At 75.0% G+C, this 15,690-nt stretch carries 15 protein-coding genes and 3 pseudogenes; 3 read left to right on the forward strand and 15 right to left on the reverse strand.

Going from position 1 to position 15,690, the window contains the following annotated elements:
- Positions 1 to 9 precede the first annotated feature (9 nt).
- Complete coding sequence (locus tag HNR61_RS27095) at positions 10 to 1,221, forward strand: epoxide hydrolase family protein (RefSeq protein ID WP_182845992.1); 1,212 nt, start codon at positions 10 to 12, stop codon at positions 1,219 to 1,221.
- A gap of 46 nt (positions 1,222 to 1,267) precedes the next feature.
- On the opposite strand, the gene HNR61_RS27100 is transcribed toward HNR61_RS27095, so the two are convergent.
- Both HNR61_RS27100 and HNR61_RS27105 read right to left on the reverse strand, forming a co-directional pair.
- Positions 1,268 to 2,110: an ABC transporter permease gene (locus HNR61_RS27100; RefSeq protein WP_182845993.1), complete on the reverse strand. Its 843-nt coding sequence runs from the start codon at positions 2,108 to 2,110 to the stop codon at positions 1,268 to 1,270.
- Positions 2,107 to 2,997, reverse strand: a complete 891-nt coding sequence (locus tag HNR61_RS27105) for an ABC transporter ATP-binding protein (protein WP_182845994.1) — start codon at positions 2,995 to 2,997, stop codon at positions 2,107 to 2,109. The genes HNR61_RS27100 and HNR61_RS27105 overlap by 4 nt, the downstream gene beginning before the upstream one ends.
- 225 nt (positions 2,998 to 3,222) lie before the next feature.
- Here HNR61_RS27105 and HNR61_RS27110 point away from each other — a divergent pair, with 225 nt between their 5' ends.
- Positions 3,223 to 4,149, forward strand: coding sequence for a GbsR/MarR family transcriptional regulator (locus tag HNR61_RS27110; protein ID WP_182845995.1), 927 nt, complete (start codon positions 3,223 to 3,225; stop codon positions 4,147 to 4,149).
- Between the two features lie 18 nt (positions 4,150 to 4,167).
- Here HNR61_RS27110 and HNR61_RS48265 read toward each other — a convergent pair whose 3' ends face one another.
- The 5 genes and pseudogenes from HNR61_RS48265 to HNR61_RS27125 all read right to left on the reverse strand — a co-directional run bounded on the left by HNR61_RS48265 (position 4,168) and on the right by HNR61_RS27125 (position 6,951).
- On the reverse strand, positions 4,168 to 4,758 hold the full coding sequence (locus HNR61_RS48265; protein ID WP_220509815.1) for a PhzF family phenazine biosynthesis isomerase: 591 nt from the start codon (positions 4,756 to 4,758) through the stop codon (positions 4,168 to 4,170).
- Positions 4,759 to 4,832: 74 nt separating this feature from the next.
- Positions 4,833 to 5,078, reverse strand: a pseudogene (locus tag HNR61_RS49410) (PhzF family phenazine biosynthesis isomerase); the annotation flags it as partial.
- Positions 5,075 to 5,446, reverse strand: a pseudogene (locus HNR61_RS50705) (leucyl aminopeptidase); the annotation flags it as partial. The pseudogenes HNR61_RS50705 and HNR61_RS49410, both read right to left, overlap by 4 nt.
- An 81-nt stretch (positions 5,447 to 5,527) precedes the next feature.
- Positions 5,528 to 5,983, reverse strand: a pseudogene (locus tag HNR61_RS50710) (M17 family peptidase N-terminal domain-containing protein); the annotation flags it as partial.
- Positions 5,980 to 6,951, reverse strand: coding sequence for a DMT family transporter (locus HNR61_RS27125; protein WP_312898116.1), 972 nt, complete (start codon positions 6,949 to 6,951; stop codon positions 5,980 to 5,982). The gene HNR61_RS27125 and the pseudogene HNR61_RS50710, both read right to left, overlap by 4 nt.
- Before the next feature lie 105 nt (positions 6,952 to 7,056).
- On the opposite strand from HNR61_RS27125, the gene HNR61_RS27130 reads away from it, so the two are divergent.
- Entirely contained in the window at positions 7,057 to 7,962 is a 906-nt protein-coding gene (locus HNR61_RS27130; protein ID WP_182845997.1) for a LysR family transcriptional regulator, read from the forward strand.
- 18 nt (positions 7,963 to 7,980) lie between these two features.
- Here HNR61_RS27130 and HNR61_RS27135 read toward each other — a convergent pair whose 3' ends face one another.
- The 8 genes from HNR61_RS27135 to HNR61_RS27170 form a co-directional block, all read right to left on the reverse strand.
- Positions 7,981 to 8,676 (reverse strand): phosphatase PAP2 family protein, encoded by a 696-nt coding sequence (locus tag HNR61_RS27135; RefSeq protein ID WP_182845998.1) that lies wholly within the window; start codon positions 8,674 to 8,676, stop codon positions 7,981 to 7,983.
- Between the two features lie 86 nt (positions 8,677 to 8,762).
- Positions 8,763 to 10,016 carry an MFS transporter gene (locus HNR61_RS27140; protein WP_182845999.1) on the reverse strand — a complete coding sequence of 418 codons (1,254 nt, stop codon included), beginning with the start codon at positions 10,014 to 10,016 and terminating at the stop codon, positions 8,763 to 8,765.
- Positions 10,013 to 10,894: an alpha/beta hydrolase gene (locus tag HNR61_RS27145; RefSeq protein WP_182846000.1), complete on the reverse strand. Its 882-nt coding sequence runs from the start codon at positions 10,892 to 10,894 to the stop codon at positions 10,013 to 10,015. Before HNR61_RS27145 ends, HNR61_RS27140 begins: the two co-directional genes overlap by 4 nt.
- Before the next feature lie 162 nt (positions 10,895 to 11,056).
- Positions 11,057 to 11,806: a ZIP family metal transporter gene (locus HNR61_RS27150; protein WP_182846001.1), complete on the reverse strand. Its 750-nt coding sequence runs from the start codon at positions 11,804 to 11,806 to the stop codon at positions 11,057 to 11,059.
- 111 nt (positions 11,807 to 11,917) lie between these two features.
- Positions 11,918 to 13,066 carry an NAD(P)H-dependent flavin oxidoreductase gene (locus tag HNR61_RS27155; RefSeq protein WP_182846002.1) on the reverse strand — a complete coding sequence of 383 codons (1,149 nt, stop codon included), beginning with the start codon at positions 13,064 to 13,066 and terminating at the stop codon, positions 11,918 to 11,920.
- Positions 13,067 to 13,075: 9 nt separating this feature from the next.
- Entirely contained in the window at positions 13,076 to 14,056 is a 981-nt protein-coding gene (gene pip / locus HNR61_RS27160; RefSeq protein WP_182846003.1) for a prolyl aminopeptidase, read from the reverse strand.
- Between the two features lie 43 nt (positions 14,057 to 14,099).
- Complete coding sequence (locus tag HNR61_RS27165) at positions 14,100 to 14,501, reverse strand: Zn-ribbon domain-containing OB-fold protein (protein WP_182846004.1); 402 nt, start codon at positions 14,499 to 14,501, stop codon at positions 14,100 to 14,102.
- Between the two features lie 2 nt (positions 14,502 to 14,503).
- Positions 14,504 to 15,670: a thiolase family protein gene (locus HNR61_RS27170; protein WP_182846005.1), complete on the reverse strand. Its 1,167-nt coding sequence runs from the start codon at positions 15,668 to 15,670 to the stop codon at positions 14,504 to 14,506.
- Positions 15,671 to 15,690: the final 20 nt, after the last annotated feature.

Here is a 15,690-nt window from a genome sequence, read left to right on the forward strand (position 1 = left end):
CTTGGGGGCATGACGAGCACCGCGCAGCAGATCCGTCCCTTCCGCATCGAGATCCCGCAGGCCGCCCTGGACGATCTGCACGCCCGCCTGGCCGGGACCCGCTGGCCCGACGAGCTGCCCGGCGTCGGCTGGGACCGGGGTGTCCCGCTGGGCTACCTGAAGGAGCTGGCCGAGTACTGGCGCACCTCCTACGACTGGCGCGCGCAGGAGGCCGTCCTCAACGAGCACCCGCAGTTCGTCACTGAGATCGACGGGCAGGCCCTCCACTTCCTGCACGTCCGCTCGCCCGAGCCGGACGCCCTGCCGCTGGTGCTGCTGCACGGCTGGCCGGGCACGTTCGCCGACTTCCTCGACGTGGTCGGCCCGCTGAGCGACCCCCGCGCGTACGGCGGCGACCCGGCCGAGGCGTTCCACCTGGTCGTCCCGTCGCTGCCGGGCTTCGGCTTCTCCACCCCGCTGAACGGCCCCGGCATGGGCGCCGCGCGGATGGCGGGCCTGCTGGTGCGGTTGATGGAGCGGCTCGGCTACGAGCGTTACGGCGTGCAGGGCTATGACACCGGCTCCTGGGTGGCCCCCGAGATGGGAAGGCAGGCCCCCGGGCGGGTCGTCGGCGTCCACCTCAACGCGATGATCGCGTTCCCGGTGGGCGACGACGACACCGCGGACCTGCCCGAACGCGACCGGCGGCGCTGGGAGCGGATGCAGGACTTCAACGACGGCTACCTGCAGTGCAACTCCAAGCGCCCGCAGACGGTCGCCTACGCCCTGCACGATTCGCCGACCGGGCAGCTCGCCTGGATCGTGGAGAAGTTCAAGGAGCTGACCATGCCCGAGGACGCGCTGCCCGAGGAGACCGTCGGCCGCGACCGCGTCCTCACCGACGTCTCCCTGTACTGGTTCACCGGCACGGCGGGCCCGGCCGCGCAGGTCTACTACGAGGAGATCTCCGCCGCGGCCTGGAGCGGCGGCGCCACCGAGGAATGGGCCGGCGGGGACTGGGACGGCGGAGGACAGGAGCAGGGCGGCTGGACGCCCGAGCGCGGGACGGTCCCGACCGCGGTGCTGGTGTCGGCCCACGACGTCACCGTCCGCCGCTGGGCCGAACGCGACCACACCATCACCCGCTGGACCGAACTCGACGAGGGCGGCCACTTCCTGTCGATGGAGGACCCGGAGGCCCTGATCGGGGACGTCCGCGCGTTCTTCCGCAAGGTGCGCTGACCGGCGGGGGCGGGACGCCCGGCCCCGAGCCGGGCATCCCGTGCGGTCATCGGACCCGCTGCAGGGCGCGTTCGCGGCGTTCGGCGACGCTGGAGCCCGACTCGCGGCGCGCCATGCGGCGCAGCACGAGCGGCGCGACGACCAGCCCGGCCACCGCCCACAGCCCCAGCACCCCGACGGTCTCCAGGTGCCGCCACGACCCGTCGATCTCGACGGCGGCGGCCGTGTCGGGCAGCAGCGCCGAGCGCGTCCCCAGCCCGAGCCAGTAGACCGGGAACACCTGCGCGACGCCCTGCACCCAGCCCGGCAGCGACGTGATCGGGTAGAACACGCCGGAGATGGAGATCACGCCCAGGACCAGCAGCTGCACCAGCCCCTGGCCGCGGGCGCCGCTGAACAGCGACCCCAGCGCCGCGCCCGCCGGCAGCGTCGCGACCAGTCCCAGCACCAGCACCCAGCCCAGGGTGAGCCAGGACCCGGCGCCGCCCGGCCGCAGCCCGTCGATGATCAGCAGGCCGGGGATCATGAGGATCGCCAGGTCGGCCAGCAGCCCGCCGCCGACCGACACGACCTTCCCGACCAGGTAGCCGCGCATCCCGTCGGGGACCGCGCGGGCCCGCAGCAGCGTCCCGTCCTCGCGGTCGGCGGTGAGGTGCTGGCTCATGGACAGCATGCCCATCGCGATGTTCATCCCGAGGATGCTCGGCAACGCCAGCGTGCCGAGCGCCAGCCCGCTGTCCCCGAACTCCCGGTCCCGCAGGAACCACAGCGCGACCAGCATCAGCACCGGCCACAGCAGGTGGGAGACCAGGTCCGCGCCGTTGGTGAACGACTGCCGCAGCTCGATCGTCCCGCGCGTCCAGCCCGCGCGCAGCACCGTCGCGTTCATCGGGCCGCCTCCTGCTCGCGCACCAGCGCCATGTAGGTGTCCTCCAGGGAGGCCCGCCGGACCTCCAGGTCCGCGACCGCCGCGCCGTGCTCGCCGAACAGCTCCCGCACGAACGCGGTCGACTCCCGGGTCGAGGTGGTGAACCGCCGGCCGTGCAGCGTCCAGCGCACCTCGTCCCCGCCCGCCATCCGCTCGGACAGCTCGGCCGCCGTCCCGTCGGCGACGATCCGCCCGCCGGACAGCACCAGGATCCGGTCGGCGAGCTTCTCGGCCTCGGCCAGGTCGTGCGTGGTGAGCAGGATCGTCATGCGGTGGTCGCCGGTCAGCCGTTCCACCAGCCGGTGGAACTCCAGCCGCGCCTGCGGGTCGAGCCCGGCGGTCGGCTCGTCCAGGAACAGCAGCTCGGGCCCGCCGACCAGCCCGATCGCCACGTCCAGCCGCCGCCGCTGCCCGCCCGACAGGGTGCGGATCTTCTTGTCGGCGTGCTCGGTCAGCCCGACCGCGCGGACCAGCGAGTCGGTGTCCCAGGGGCGCCGGCTCGCCGGGGTGGCGTAGGGGGCGTAGTAGGAGCCCAGGTGCGCCAGCAGCTCCCGGACCCGCCACTTGCCGTGGTCGCGCCACGACTGGAGCACCACGCCCAGCCGGGACCGCCACCGCTCGTCGCCGTGGGCCGGATCGGCGTCCAGCACCCGGACCCGGCCCGCCGACCGCGCCCGGAACCCCTCCAGGACCTCGATCGTGGTGGTCTTGCCCGCGCCGTTGGGACCCAGCAGCGCCACGATCTCGCCGCGCCGGACCTGGAACGTCACACCGCGCAGCACGTCGTCGGCCCCGTACCGCATGCGCAGTCCGTCGACCTCGACCGCGACGGGGTCCGTCGTTGTCATCGCCTCGTCTCCGTTCGCCTCGAAAGTTGAACTCGAACGAAAGCTACGTTGCGTTTAGTAGGCCTTCAACGAAAACCAGCGGGGAAATTCCCATTTTTACGGGGTATTCGACCGAAAATTGCAACGACCGTGTCGGCTAATGCAATCCTCTCCGGGAGGGTGTTGCAATGTTCAGTGGGTGAACGCACACTGGTCCGCGGTGACGGCGACCGGAAGGCGGCGAGGATGCCCGGAGGCAGGCTGACCCACGACGAGCGGCGGAGCATCGCCTCGGGGCTGGCCGGGGGGCTCGGCTACGCCGAGATCGCCCGGCGGCTGGGGCGTCCCACCTCCACCGTCAGCCGGGAGGTGCTGCGCAACGGCGGCCCCGGCGGCTACCGCGCCGACCACGCCCACCAGGCCACCGCCTGGCGGGCCCGCCGCCCGAGGACGCCCTCGTTCCCGGAGCCGCCCCGCGACCCCGGCGGCCGCGACCCGGCGGCGGTGGACGGGTTCGTCGAGCGGTTCGCGACCCTGATGGTGCGGACCGGGCTGCCCCGCACCGCGGCCCGGATCCTGGCCTGCCTGATCAGCGTGGACGCCGGCAGCCTGACCGCCGCCGAACTGGTGGCCCGGCTGCGGGTCAGCCCGGCCTCGGTCTCCAAGGGGATCGCCTACCTGGAGGGCCTGGAGATCGTGCACCGGGAACGCGACGGACGCCGCGAACGCTACACCGTCGACGACGACGTGTGGGCCCGGACGTCGTCGGTCAGCGCCCGCACCCACACCCTGTGGGCCGACACGGCCCGGCAGGGCGTCGCCCTGTTCGGGCCGCGGACCCCCGCCGGGGGACGCCTGACGCGGATGGCGGCGTTCTTCAACCGGCTGGGCGACTACTCGTCCGCCGACCTGGCCGCCCCCGCCGTCGACGACGCGCAGACGGTCACCGCGGCCCTCGCCCTCGCCGCCCGCCCCCTGACGGCCGCCCAGATCGCCGCGGCGCTGGGCTGGCCCCCCGGCCGCGTGAGCGCCGCGCTGGACTTCCTCGCCGGGCAGCCTCCGGCCGTCACCGACCCGATCACCCTCCACCGCCCGACCCCCGACACCTACGCCCTCACCGCCGCCCCCGCCCGCCTGACCCCCCGACAGCGCGAGGCCCTCGGCACCCTCTGACCACCGCCGCGCGTCCCGTCAGGGGCGGGGGCCGTGGAGCTCGGCGCGGAACGCGGTCACCGCGTCGCCGGTGATGGTCACCGGGAGGTCGCCGCCGGGCTGGACGTCGACGCGCGCGCGGACGTCGCCGGGGCGTCCCATCGCGGCCCCCCGGCGGCCGGTGAAGACGAGCCGCCCGTCCCGCGGCGGGACGATCCCATGGCGCACCAGGTAGGCGCCGAGCGGGCCGTGGCCGTTGCCGGTGACCGGGTCCTCGGCGATGCCGATCGCCGGCGCGAACATCCGGGACCAGGTGAGCAGGGCGGGGTCGCCGGTGTCCCGGGTGAAGACGAAGAAGCCGTTGCTGCCGACCTCCCGGCTGAGCGCCGCCAGCGCCGCCGGGTCCGGCCGGAGCGCGTCGACGGCGGCGCGCCCGCGCAGCGGCAGCAGCACCTTGGAGTGGCCCGTCGGGACGATCTGGACGGGACCGTCGTCGGCCAGGTCGCCGGTGCCCGCCCCGAGCGCCCGGAGCAGCCGGTCGACCTGCCCGCCGTCCAGCTCGGGGCCGAACCCGGCGGCTTCCTGGCGCATGCCGATCCGCACCCGGTCCCCGTCCCGGCGGACCTCCACGCGCTGGAGCAGGCCGCCGCCCGTCCGCGCCTGAGCGTGCCCGGCGGCGGCCCGTACTCGACCGTCCTCGCGAAGTGCGCCGCCACGGTGGCGTGCCCGCAGGCCGGCACCTCCGTGGTGGGGGTGAAGAACCGGACGCGCACGTCGTGGTCGCCGGCGTCGGCGGGAAGGACGAAGGCCGTCTCGGAGTTGCTGAGCTCACGCGCGATCGCGAGCATCCCGGCGTCCGACAGGCCCTCCGCCCCCAGCACCACACCCGCCGGATTGCCCGTGAACGGCGTGCGGGTGAAGGAGTCGACCTGGTACAGGATCCTTCTCATCGAACGCGTCCCTCCGCCGCGTCCTCCGCCAGCCGCACCAGGGTGCGCACGGCCGCGCCGGTGCCGCCGGCGGGGGTGTACCCGTGGGGGGCGCCCTCGTGGTAGGCCGGTCCGGCGATGTCGAGATGGGCCCAGGGGACGCCGTCGGGCACGAACTCCCTGAGGAACAGCCCGGCCACCAGCGCGCCTCCCATCCGCTCCCCGGTGTTGGCGATGTCGGCCACCGGGGAGTCCAGGCTCGCGCGCAGGTCGGTCGGGAGCGGCATCGGCCACGCCTGCTCGCCCGAGCGCGTGGCGGCGTCCGCGACCCGGTCGCGGGCGCGGTTGGTCTCCTCGCCGATCACGGCGCCGCGGTGGACGCCGGCCGCGGTGTCCGCCCGGGTCCTCTCGGGCGTGAGGATCGCCAGCTCGGCGACCGGCGCCCTGCCGTCGTCGAGGGTGCGGTAGGCGGTGAAGGCGTACGCGCCGAGCACGGCGCCCGTGGCCACGGCCTGCGCCGTCTCCGCCGTGTCGGCGGGAAGCGCCAGGACGGCGCGTCCGGTTCCCGCCAGGGCCCGGGCGGCCGCCCCGGCCGCCCGGCGCAGCGCCTCGACGGCGGGCACGTCCCCGGCGGCGTCGCCCAGGCCGACCGCCAGGACCACATCGGCCGCCAGGCCCGCCGGGGCGGGCACCTTGACCGTCTCACCGGCGGCACCGGTCATGCCGAGGAGGCGGAGCGTCCCGGCCAGCACGCCGCCGAACGCCTCGTCCACGGCGTCCGCGCCGGGGGCCGGGACCGGACCTTCGGGACCTGGCGCGGCGCCGACCACGATGCAGTCCACGCGCGGCGACGCCGGGATGGAGGTGGTCACGGTCAGGGCGGGCGACCCGGGTCGTCCTGTCCGCTCGCGCTCCGGTTCCCTCACAGGTCCGCTCCCGTGGTCCGGTGGGCTTCGGGACGAGCGGGGGCCGCCACGGCGGGAGCGGCCCGGGGAGCGGCCGGGGGAGGGGCCGGCTTCGCCCGCCGCGTCATGCCGACGCCGGCCAGGACGACCGCCATGCCCACGGCGACCCGGAGGCTGAAGGGCTCGTCGAGCACGAGGGCCCCGAGCCCCACCGACACCACCGGGAGCAGGTAGCCGACCGTCGCGGCGTTGGTCGCGCCCTCGTCGGCGATCACCCGGTAGGTCAGGTGGAAGGTGATCCCCGTGGCGCAGATCCCGAGCACCACGACCGCCGCCAGGCCCACCGGGTGGAAGTGGACCGGCTCCAGGCCGCCGGCCGGCAGGCTCAGGGAGGTCAGCGCGGTGGCGGCCATGAGCTGGGCGGTGGACAGCGACAGGGTCGGGTGCCCCCGCCCGACCAGGTGGCGGCCCATGTGGGCGAAGCCGACCGCGTAGCTCGCCGCCGCGACGACGATGGCGAACGCGCCCCAGCCGACCCGCGTCGTCCCCTGCCACGGAGCGAGGATCAGCACGACGCCGCCGAACCCGAGCAGCAGGCCGCCCAGGCGCACCGGCCGGACGCCGCGCTCGGTGCCGATCGCGATGCCGAGCAGCAGGGACCACAGCGGCGTGGTCGCGTTGAGCACTCCGGCCAGCCCGGAGTCGACGGTCTGCTGGCCGAGGCTGTACATCGCGAAGGGCAGGGCGTTGCACCAGAAGGCGGCGACGAACAGGTGGGCCCAGACGGCGCGGCCGCGCGGCAGGCCCCGCCGCGACACCAGGCACAGGACCAGCAGCGTGCCGGTCCCGAGCAGGCAGCGGGCGAGGGTGACCTGAACGGGGGACAGGGCCTTCAGGGCCAGCTCGATCCAGAGGAAGGTGGATCCCCACAGCAGGGCGAGAACGCCCACCCGGGCCATCGCCCCCGTCCGGCCTGCGGCATCGGTCACGCCCCGGCCCCCCTCCACGTCGTCGCCCTGTCGTCGGCACACGATGCCGCGGGACGACCGGTAAGCACAATCAAAAGGTTCTGCACCCTTGTTAAGCTCCGCTACATGCTTGATCTGAGGCGGATGCTGGTGCTGCGCGCGGTGATCACGAGCGGTTCGGTGACGTCGGCCGCGACCCATCTGGGGTACACGCCGTCGGCGGTGAGCCAGCAGGTGGCGGCGCTGGAGCGGGAGGCGGGGACCGCCCTGCTGGAACGGGTCGGCCGGGGCGTCCGGCCGACGGCGGCGGGCCGGCTGCTGGCCGAGCACACCGCGATCATCAGCCAGGACATGGCCGCGGCGGAGACGGCGCTGGCCGACCTGCGCGCCGGACGCACCGGACGGCTGGCCGTCCGCTACTTCACCTCGGTCGGCCCCACGCTGGTGGCGCCCGCGCTGGCCCGGCTCCGCCGGGAGCATCCGGGGGTGCGGGTCGACCTCGCGCTGATCGACCCCGAGGACCCGCTGCTGGAGGTCGAGCGGGGCGACGCGGACCTGGCGATCGTGGTCCGGTCGCGCGCCGACACGCCCCCGGGCCTGCGCCTGGTGCACCTGCTGGACGACCCCTACCTCGCCGCGCTGCCCGCCGACCATCCGCTCGCCGCGCGCCGCGTCGTCGACCTCGCCGACCTCGCGGGGGAGCCGTGGATCGGCAGCGAGCCGCCGGGGCCGTGCCTGGACGTGATCCTCGGCGCCTGCGCCACGGCGGGTTTCAGCCCGAACTTCGTGGCCGGGAGCGAGGACTACGCCACCGCGCAGGGTTTCGTCGCGGCGGGCCTCGGTGTGGGCCTCCTGCCCCGCATCGCCGTGGCGGGCCGCCGCCACGCGGGCGTCGTCCTGCGCAGGGTGCGGCGCCCGGAGCCGGTCAGGGTGGTCCACGCCGCCGTCCGCGAGAGCGCCACTCCCCAGCCGGCCCTGCGCATCCTGCTCCAGGCCCTGGAGGAGGCGGACGGCGTGCGGCCTCGACGCTGACGACCCGCCGCGGCCCGCTCAGCCGCTCGTGGAGCCGACCGCGTCGGCGGACGGCGACGGCCGCTCCCCGGGGCGTTCCCGTCCGGTGAACGGCGACAGCCGCACCAGCAGGTTGAGCAGGAGCGGGCCGAGCGCCAGGCTGAACAGCACGTCGGTCAGCCAGTGGTCGTCGGCCAGCACGAGCGCCACGGCCGCCAGCGCGCCCGACGCCAGCGCGAGGGCGCGGCGGCGGCGCGGCGGCAGGCGCCGGGCGGCCGCCGCGGGCAGGGCGAGCGCGAGCAGTTCGAGGATCACCCAGACGAGCAGGATCGCGTTGAGGGTGTGCCCGGACGGGTACGCGTTGCCCTGCGCGAAGATCACGTCGGTGTCCCCGAACGGGAACGTCCGGGGGATCTGCGCCTTCAGCGTGACCTGGAGGCAGGACAGCACCACGATGATCAGCGCGGCCGCCAGCGGGGGACGCGGCGACCGCCGCCGGATCGCGGCGACGACCGCCAGCGGCACGATGGCCTGCAACAGCACGCCGCGCTGCCCGAGCTGCGTGACCGCGTTGGCCACCTCCCACCACACGCCGCGCACATGGCGGGCGCACAGCCGGTGGAGGGCGAAGTCCAGCTGCCGGAGCGGGCCGTCGGCCAGCACGTCCACGGTGACGAGCGCCATGGCCGCGACGAGGAGGCCGTACCCGACCACCACGCCTCGCCGCAGCCCCATGCCCGAGGCGTACCCGTGCGATCTATCTCTTATCCCGACGTATCAGTACATGTTCACTGGGCGAGGGTCGTGCCCGCCCGGACGGGTCAGGTCCGCCGCTGCGCGGCGGGCACCGCGCCGCCACCGGCCTGCCGCCGCCACAGCAGCAGCGCGCACAACGCGGCGGTCAGCACCGGGAGCGTGGTCAGCAGCACGATGTCCCGTCCGGGCAGGGACAGCCCGAGCAGCACGCCCGCGACGGCGGGACCGACGATCGACCCGATGCGGCCGAGCGCCGCCGCCCAGCCCACGCCGGTGGTGCGCGTCGCGGCGGGGTACAGGGCGACGGCCATGGCGAGCTGGCCGATCTGGCTCCCGACGAGCCCCAGCCCGGTGCCGCCCAGCACGACCAGCAGGACCGTGCCGCCGAGGTCGGCGCGGGCGATGGCGAACGCGCAGGCCGCGCCCGTCAGCGACAGCGCGCACAGGGCCAGCGCGATCGGGACGCGCGAGGCCAGCCAGACCAGCAGGACGCCGCCGGCGATGCCGCCGATGCTGAAGAACGCCAGCCCGAGCGGGGCCTCGGAGTCGGCGAAGCCGAAGTCGCCCATCAGGGACGGCACCCAGGACTGGAGGGTGTAGGCCGACAGGAACGCCAGGAACGAGAACGCCCAGATCAGCGCGGTGTTCATGCGCATGCCCGGAGGGAACAGCTCGCTGACGCGTTCGGCGCGGCGGGCCGTGTCGGCGGTGTCCGCGCCCGCACCGGCGGCGGCCGGCAGGCGCCAGGCCATCACCGCCGCCAGCGCGAGCGGGAGGCCGCCCGCGATCCAGAACACCCCGGCGGCGCCCAGCTCCTGGAGCATCCGGCCGCCGAACAGCCCGCCCAGCGTCGCGCCCGACGCCAGGCCCAGGGTCACCGCGACCGACACCAGCTGACGCCGCCGCACGGGAGCGTGGTCGGTCGCCAGCGCCACGGCGGCCGGGAGCACCGCGCCCAGCCCGAGGCCCGTGAGCACGCGCGTGACGCTGAGCAGGGGCACCGACTGGACGGGCAGCGTCACCGCCGTCAGCAGCGTGCTGACGGCGAAGAACACCACGCCGCCGATCAGCACGCGGCGCCGTCCCAGCCGGGCGCTCAGCGGCCCGCAGGCCAGGTAGCCCACGACGACGCCGAGGTTGGTCAGCACCAGGGGAGCGGTGAACGCGGCGCGCGACAGCCCCCACTCCCCGGCCAGGACGGGGACCGAGAACGCCAGCGCGGCGGAGTCGAACCCGTCGAGCAGGACGGCCGAGAAGGCCAGGGCGACGGTGGTCCACAGGACGCGGGCGGACGTGGGCGCCGCGTTGACGGCGGTCATGAGGAGCTCCTGTCGTTCGCGCCGAACACGACGGCGCGGGCGGCGGCGAACAGCGGCGAGGCCGGGTCGGCGAACGCGGTCCCGGTCGCCACGTGGTCGGTCCCGGGAAGCACGACGGTGACCGGGCGGTGGCCGCCCTCCTCCAGCGCCCGGACCAGCAGCCGGCCCTGGTCGCCGAAGAAGCCGTCGCTCTGCGCCCGGTGGTTCGGCTCGGGGTCGCCGAAGGAGACCACGACGCTGGCGGGCGCGTGGGTGATGTGGTCGGCGGGGCTGAGGCGCGCGGCCTCCGCCGGGGCCAGGCCGGGTTCCCCGCGAAGGTCGACGGGGGCGCTCATGCAGACGGCGCCGACCACGCCGGGCAGGGGGCTCCCGCCCGCCCAGCCGGTCATGGTGGCCATGGCGGTCAGATGGCCGCCCGCCGAGTGCCCGGCCACGATGATCCGTTCGGGGTCGCCGCCGTAGGCGGGCGCGGTCCGGCGCGCCCAGTCCACCGCCCGGACGGCGTCGTCGACCGCGTCGGCGATCGTGTGCGCGGGGGTCAGCCGGTAGCCGCAGGACACGAACACCGCCCCGGCCTCGACCCAGGGCGCCGCCAGGTGGTCGTAGAAGGCCGGGTGGCCCTCGCGCCACCGCCCGCCGTGGAAGTAGACCACGACGGGAAGGCCGGTGGCCCCGGCGGGATGGTAGACGTCGGCGATCTGGGCCGGGTCGGGGCCGTACTTGAGGTCGAGGGCGTGCGGGAACCGCCGCCGGACGTCCTGTCGGCGGTCCAGCGCGACCTCGTAGAAGCCCTTCCAGTCCGGGTGGTACAGCTCGGGGTGCCGGTAGGTGAAGAACTCGGAGACCTCGACCGGACGGATCTCACTGTCGGCGGTCATGCCGCTCCTTCGGAGGTGAAAACGGGGCACGCGAACGGATCGACAGCGGATGGGGCGCTGCGTCCGCGCTATGGCCGGGATCACATGCTCCCCTGTTTTCGCATGCCGGACCAATCCCAATCACGCCCCTCGGCATGACCATCCGGTTATAGGGGGTGGAGGTCAGGCGTGCGACAGGGCGAACGCGGCGAGGAAGCCGACCATGGTGATCAGGCCCGTCAGCAGGTGCGCGTCCTCGAACGCCTCGGGGATCATCGTGTCGGCGATCATGGTGAGGATCGCGCCGCCGGCCAGCGCGGTGACGGCGGCCGGCACGCTCGCGGGGGCGTCGCCGAGCGCGGCGTAGCCGACCACCGACGCCGCGGCGCTGATCAGCGCGATGCCGCTCCACAGCCCGAACACGTAGCGGGGGCCGCGTCCCGAGCGCCGCATCCCCGCGGCGCTGGACAGGCCCTCGGGCACGTTGCTGATGAACACCGCGGCCACCGTGACGGCGCTCACCGTGCCGCCGCCCAGCAGGCTGACGCCGATCACCATCGACTCCGGCACCCCGTCCAGCAGCGCGCCCAGCGCGATCGCCGTGCCCGACCCCGGCCGCTCCCGCTCGGAGCTCTGCTGCCCGCCCGAGCGCTTGCGGTGCCGCGCGCCGCGCCGGGCGAGCAGCATGTTGGCCCCGGCGTAGACGACCGCGCCGGTCAACGCCCCGATCACGGTCGGCGCCAGGCCGCCGCGCTCGTTCGCCTCGGCGATCAGCTCGAACGACACCGCCGACAGCAGCACGCCGCTGCCGAAGGCCATCACCCCGGCCACCACCCGCGCCGGGATCCGCACCAGGTAGCCGACCAGCGCCCCCAGCACCAGCGCCGAACCGGCCAGCAACCCCCAGCCCGCGGCCTGCGCCACCTCCGGCACGACCCGCCCCCTCCCCGTCGGGCCGGCGTGCCGGCGGCGTCCGGCGCGCCCTGGTCCCTCCGGTGTGCGGCTACCCCGCGGGCCACCTCCGAAACGGCCGTCCCGGAGCCCTCAGTGGGCGCCGGTGATGGCGTTCAGGCGGGCGACCGCGTCGGCGAACTCCTCGATCATGTCGTGGACGACGCGGCGGGCCGGCCGCACGGCGTTCATCTGGCCCACGACCTGGCCCACGAAGTAGTTGGCCAGCTCGCGGGCTCCGGGGTTGCCCGTCTCGGCGACCTTGTTGATCTGGCGCATCGCGCCCTCGGCGATGATCATCTGGAGGGGCATGCCGAGCGCGCCGGGGCTGCCCGGGCCCTCCCACTCGTCGGTCCAGGCGGAGCGGAGTTGGCGGGCGGGCTTGCCCGTGCGGGACCGGGAACGGACCGTGTCCCGGGACGTCGCGGCCAGCATCTTCGCCTTGACCGGGGGCGGGGTCTCGGCCTCCTCGGTGGTCAGCCAGACCGAGCCGCACCACACGCCGGACGCGCCGAGGGCCATCGCGGCGGCCATCTGGCGGCCCGTCGCGATGCCCCCGGCCGCCAGGACCGGGAGCGGGGCGACCTCGTCCACCACCTCGGGGACCAGGACCATCGTGGAGATCTCGCCGGTGTGGCCGCCGGCCTCGCCGCCCTGCGCGACGATCAGGTCCACCCCGGCGGCCGCCTGGCGGCGGGCGTGCTCGGCCGTGCCCACCAGGGCCGCGACCGGGACGCCGCGCTCCTTCGCCCGGTCCACCATGAGCGGCGGCGGGGTGCCCAGCGCGCTGGCGATCAGGCGGATCGGGTGGGAGAGCGACACCTCGATCAGCTCGGCCGCGCCCTCCCGGGTGACCTGCGTGCCGCCGCGCGAGTGGCCCCTCCTCGCCTTCTCGAAGTCGGGGAGCGGGACCCCGTACCTCTCGAAGAGCCCGAACAGGAACTCCCAGTGCTCCCGCGGAACGGCCGCCAGCATCGTCTCCAGCCCGCCCTCGCCGCGCCCGGCCCGTTCGGCGGACTCGTCGATCCTCGCGGGGACCAGCACGTCGACGCCGTAGGGGCGGCCTCCGACGTGCGCGTCGATCCAGCGCAGCTCCTCCTCCAGGCGGTCCGGCGTGTAGGCGACGGCGCCCAGCACGCCCATCCCGCCCGCGTTGGTGACGGCCGCGACCACGTCCCGGCAGTGGCTGAAGGCGAACAGCGGGAACTCGATCCCGAACGTCTCGCAGACCTCGGTGCGCATGCCCCGACGCTAGAGGACCGAATGCCGTTCGGTCCAGGGCCGGAACCGATCGGTCGCCTCCAGCAGCCGCCGGAGCGTCCCCGGCTCGTCGAAGGCGTGCCCGGCGTCCGGGACGATGTGCAGCTCCGAGTCCGGCCAGGCCCGGTGCAGCAGCCACGCGGCGTCCGGCGGGGTCAGCATGTCGTAGCGCCCGTTCACGATCACGCCGGGGATCCCGCGCAGGCGAGGGGCGTCCCGCAGGAGCTGACCGGGCTCCAGGAAGCACCCGTTGCCGAAGTAGCGGTTCTCCAGGCGCGCCACCGCGACCGCCGCCCGCTCCTCCTCGTCCTCCCCGGGCGGGGGCAGCAGCGTCGCGGTCGTGTTCTCCCAGCGCGTCCAGGCCAGCGCGGCCGGAACGCGCACCGCCGGGTCCGGGTCGGCGAGGCGGCGCGCGTAGGCCGCCAGGTAGTCGCCGCGCTCGTCCTCGGGGATGTGGTCCCGGAACCTCTCCCACGCGTCGGGGAACATCCGCGACACCCCGCCCTCGGCGAAGCACCACGGCTCGTCCGAGGGCAGCGCCAGGTACACGCCGCGCACCACGATCTCCGTCACGCGCCCCGGATGCGCCTGCGAGTAGGCGAGCGCGAGCGTGCTGCCCCACGACCCGCCGAACACCATCCACCGGTCCACGCCCAGGTGCTCGCGCAGCTTCTCCACGTCCGCGACCAGGTTCGCCGTGGTGTTCGCCGACAGGTCGATGTCGGGCTCGGCGGCGTGCGGCAGGGAGCGCCCGCAGTTGCGCTGGTCGAACAGCACGATCCGGTAGGCGGCCGGGTCGAACAGCCGCCGGTGGTTAGGCGAGCACCCGCCGCCCGGTCCACCGTGCAGGAACACCGCCGGCTTGCCGCCCGGGTTCCCGCAGACCTCCCAGTAGATCTCGTCGCCGTCCCCGACGTCGAGCATGCCCGACTCGTACGGCTCGACCGGGGGGTACAGCTCCTTCGCTTCCATGGCCCCCAGTCTCACGCACCGGGGGCGCGCGCGGGCCCGCCGGTCAGGACGCGGGGCGGAACAGCACGTACGACTCGCCCTCGGCCGGGTGCTCGAACGCCGCCCTCAGCGGCAGCCCCTCGCGCAGGGACGCGGGGTCCACCCCGTCCAGCCGCGCGTGCAGCCACGGCCCCTCCGGCAGCTCCACCAGCGCCAGGTACGCCGGAGGCGGAACGGTCCCGTCCTCGCGCGGCTTCGCGTGCGTGACCGTCCACGCCACCAGCGTCGCCGTCCCCGACGCCCGCGCCCACTCCAGCCCGGTGGAGCCGCACCCGGGACAGTCGCCCTGGTCGGGCGCGAACCAGCGGTCGCACGGGACGCACCGCCGGACCACCAGCCGGTCGGCGGCGGCGCCGTCGAAGAACGGGTCGGTGCGGCCGTCACGGCGCAGGATGCCGATGTCCACCGTCAGGCCCCCTTCGCGTGCGGGCTGAGGATCAGCGTGGAGTGGTGGTCGAGGATGCCGCCGTTGCCGCTGACCAGGATCAGGTCGTTGCGGTCCGCCTGGCGCTCGCCGCCCTGGCCGCGTCCCTGGATGACGGCCTCCGACAGCGGCGTCATGCCCCACATGTAGTAGCCGGACAGCTGGCCGCCGCCGGTGTTGGTGGGCAGCGACCCGCCGGGGCCGAGCGCGCCGGACGCGGCGAACGCGCCGCCCTCGCCCTTGCCGCAGAAGCCGTAGTCCTCCAGCGACACCAGCACCGTGTAGGTGTAGCAGTCGTAGAGCTGGCAGACGTCGATGTCGTCGGGCGCGACCCCGGCCATCTTCATCGCGACCGGGCCGGACGTCGCCGCGCCGGTCCGCAGCCCGAACTCGCTGCCCCGCTCCTTGCGGTGCCCCGGATGCCCCTGGCCCCAGCCCCACAGGTGCACCGGCGGCTGCGCCAGGTCCCGCGCCCGGTCCGCGCCGGTGACGACGACCGCGATCGCGCCGTTGGACACCAGGCAGCAGTCCAGCAGGTGCAGCGGCTCGGCGACCCAGCGCGAGTTCTGGTGGTCCTCGACCGTGATCGGGTCGCGCATCTGCGCCAGCGGGTTCATCGCGGCCCACCGCCGCGTGCTGACGGCGATCGCGCCGAGCTGCTCGCTGGTGGTGCCGTACCGCTCCATGTGCCGCCGTGCGGCCAGGGCGTAGAACGCGTTCACGCTGCGGAACCCCAGCGCCGCCGTCATCCCGCCGAACCCGTACCACTCGGGGGCGTCCCGGTGGTACGCCGACCCGGCCGACTGCCTCGGCTTCAGCGGCGCGTCGGCGAACACGCACGCCACCGTCGTCGCCGCGCCGCTCAGCACCGACATCGCCGCGTACGCCACCATCGCCCCGGCGGTCGCGCCGAACGCGTTCATCTGCGTCAGCAGCCGCAGGTCGCGCAGGCCGAGGGAGTCGGCCAGCTCGATGCCGGGGGAGCCGCCCATGCCATGGCTGACCAGCAGGCCGTCCAGGTCCGACAGGGACAGGCCCGCGTCGGCGACCGCGCGCCGCACCGCGTCGGCCGCCAGCCGACGCGGGCTGCGCCCGTACACCCGGCCGAGCTCGGTCATGCCGAGCCCGACGATGCTCGCGCCCTCACCCATGGATCACCGCCGAAGCCTCC

The sequence above is a fragment of the Actinomadura kijaniata genome, from assembly GCF_014138665.1.
Classification (GTDB): domain Bacteria; phylum Actinomycetota; class Actinomycetes; order Streptosporangiales; family Streptosporangiaceae; genus Spirillospora; species Spirillospora kijaniata.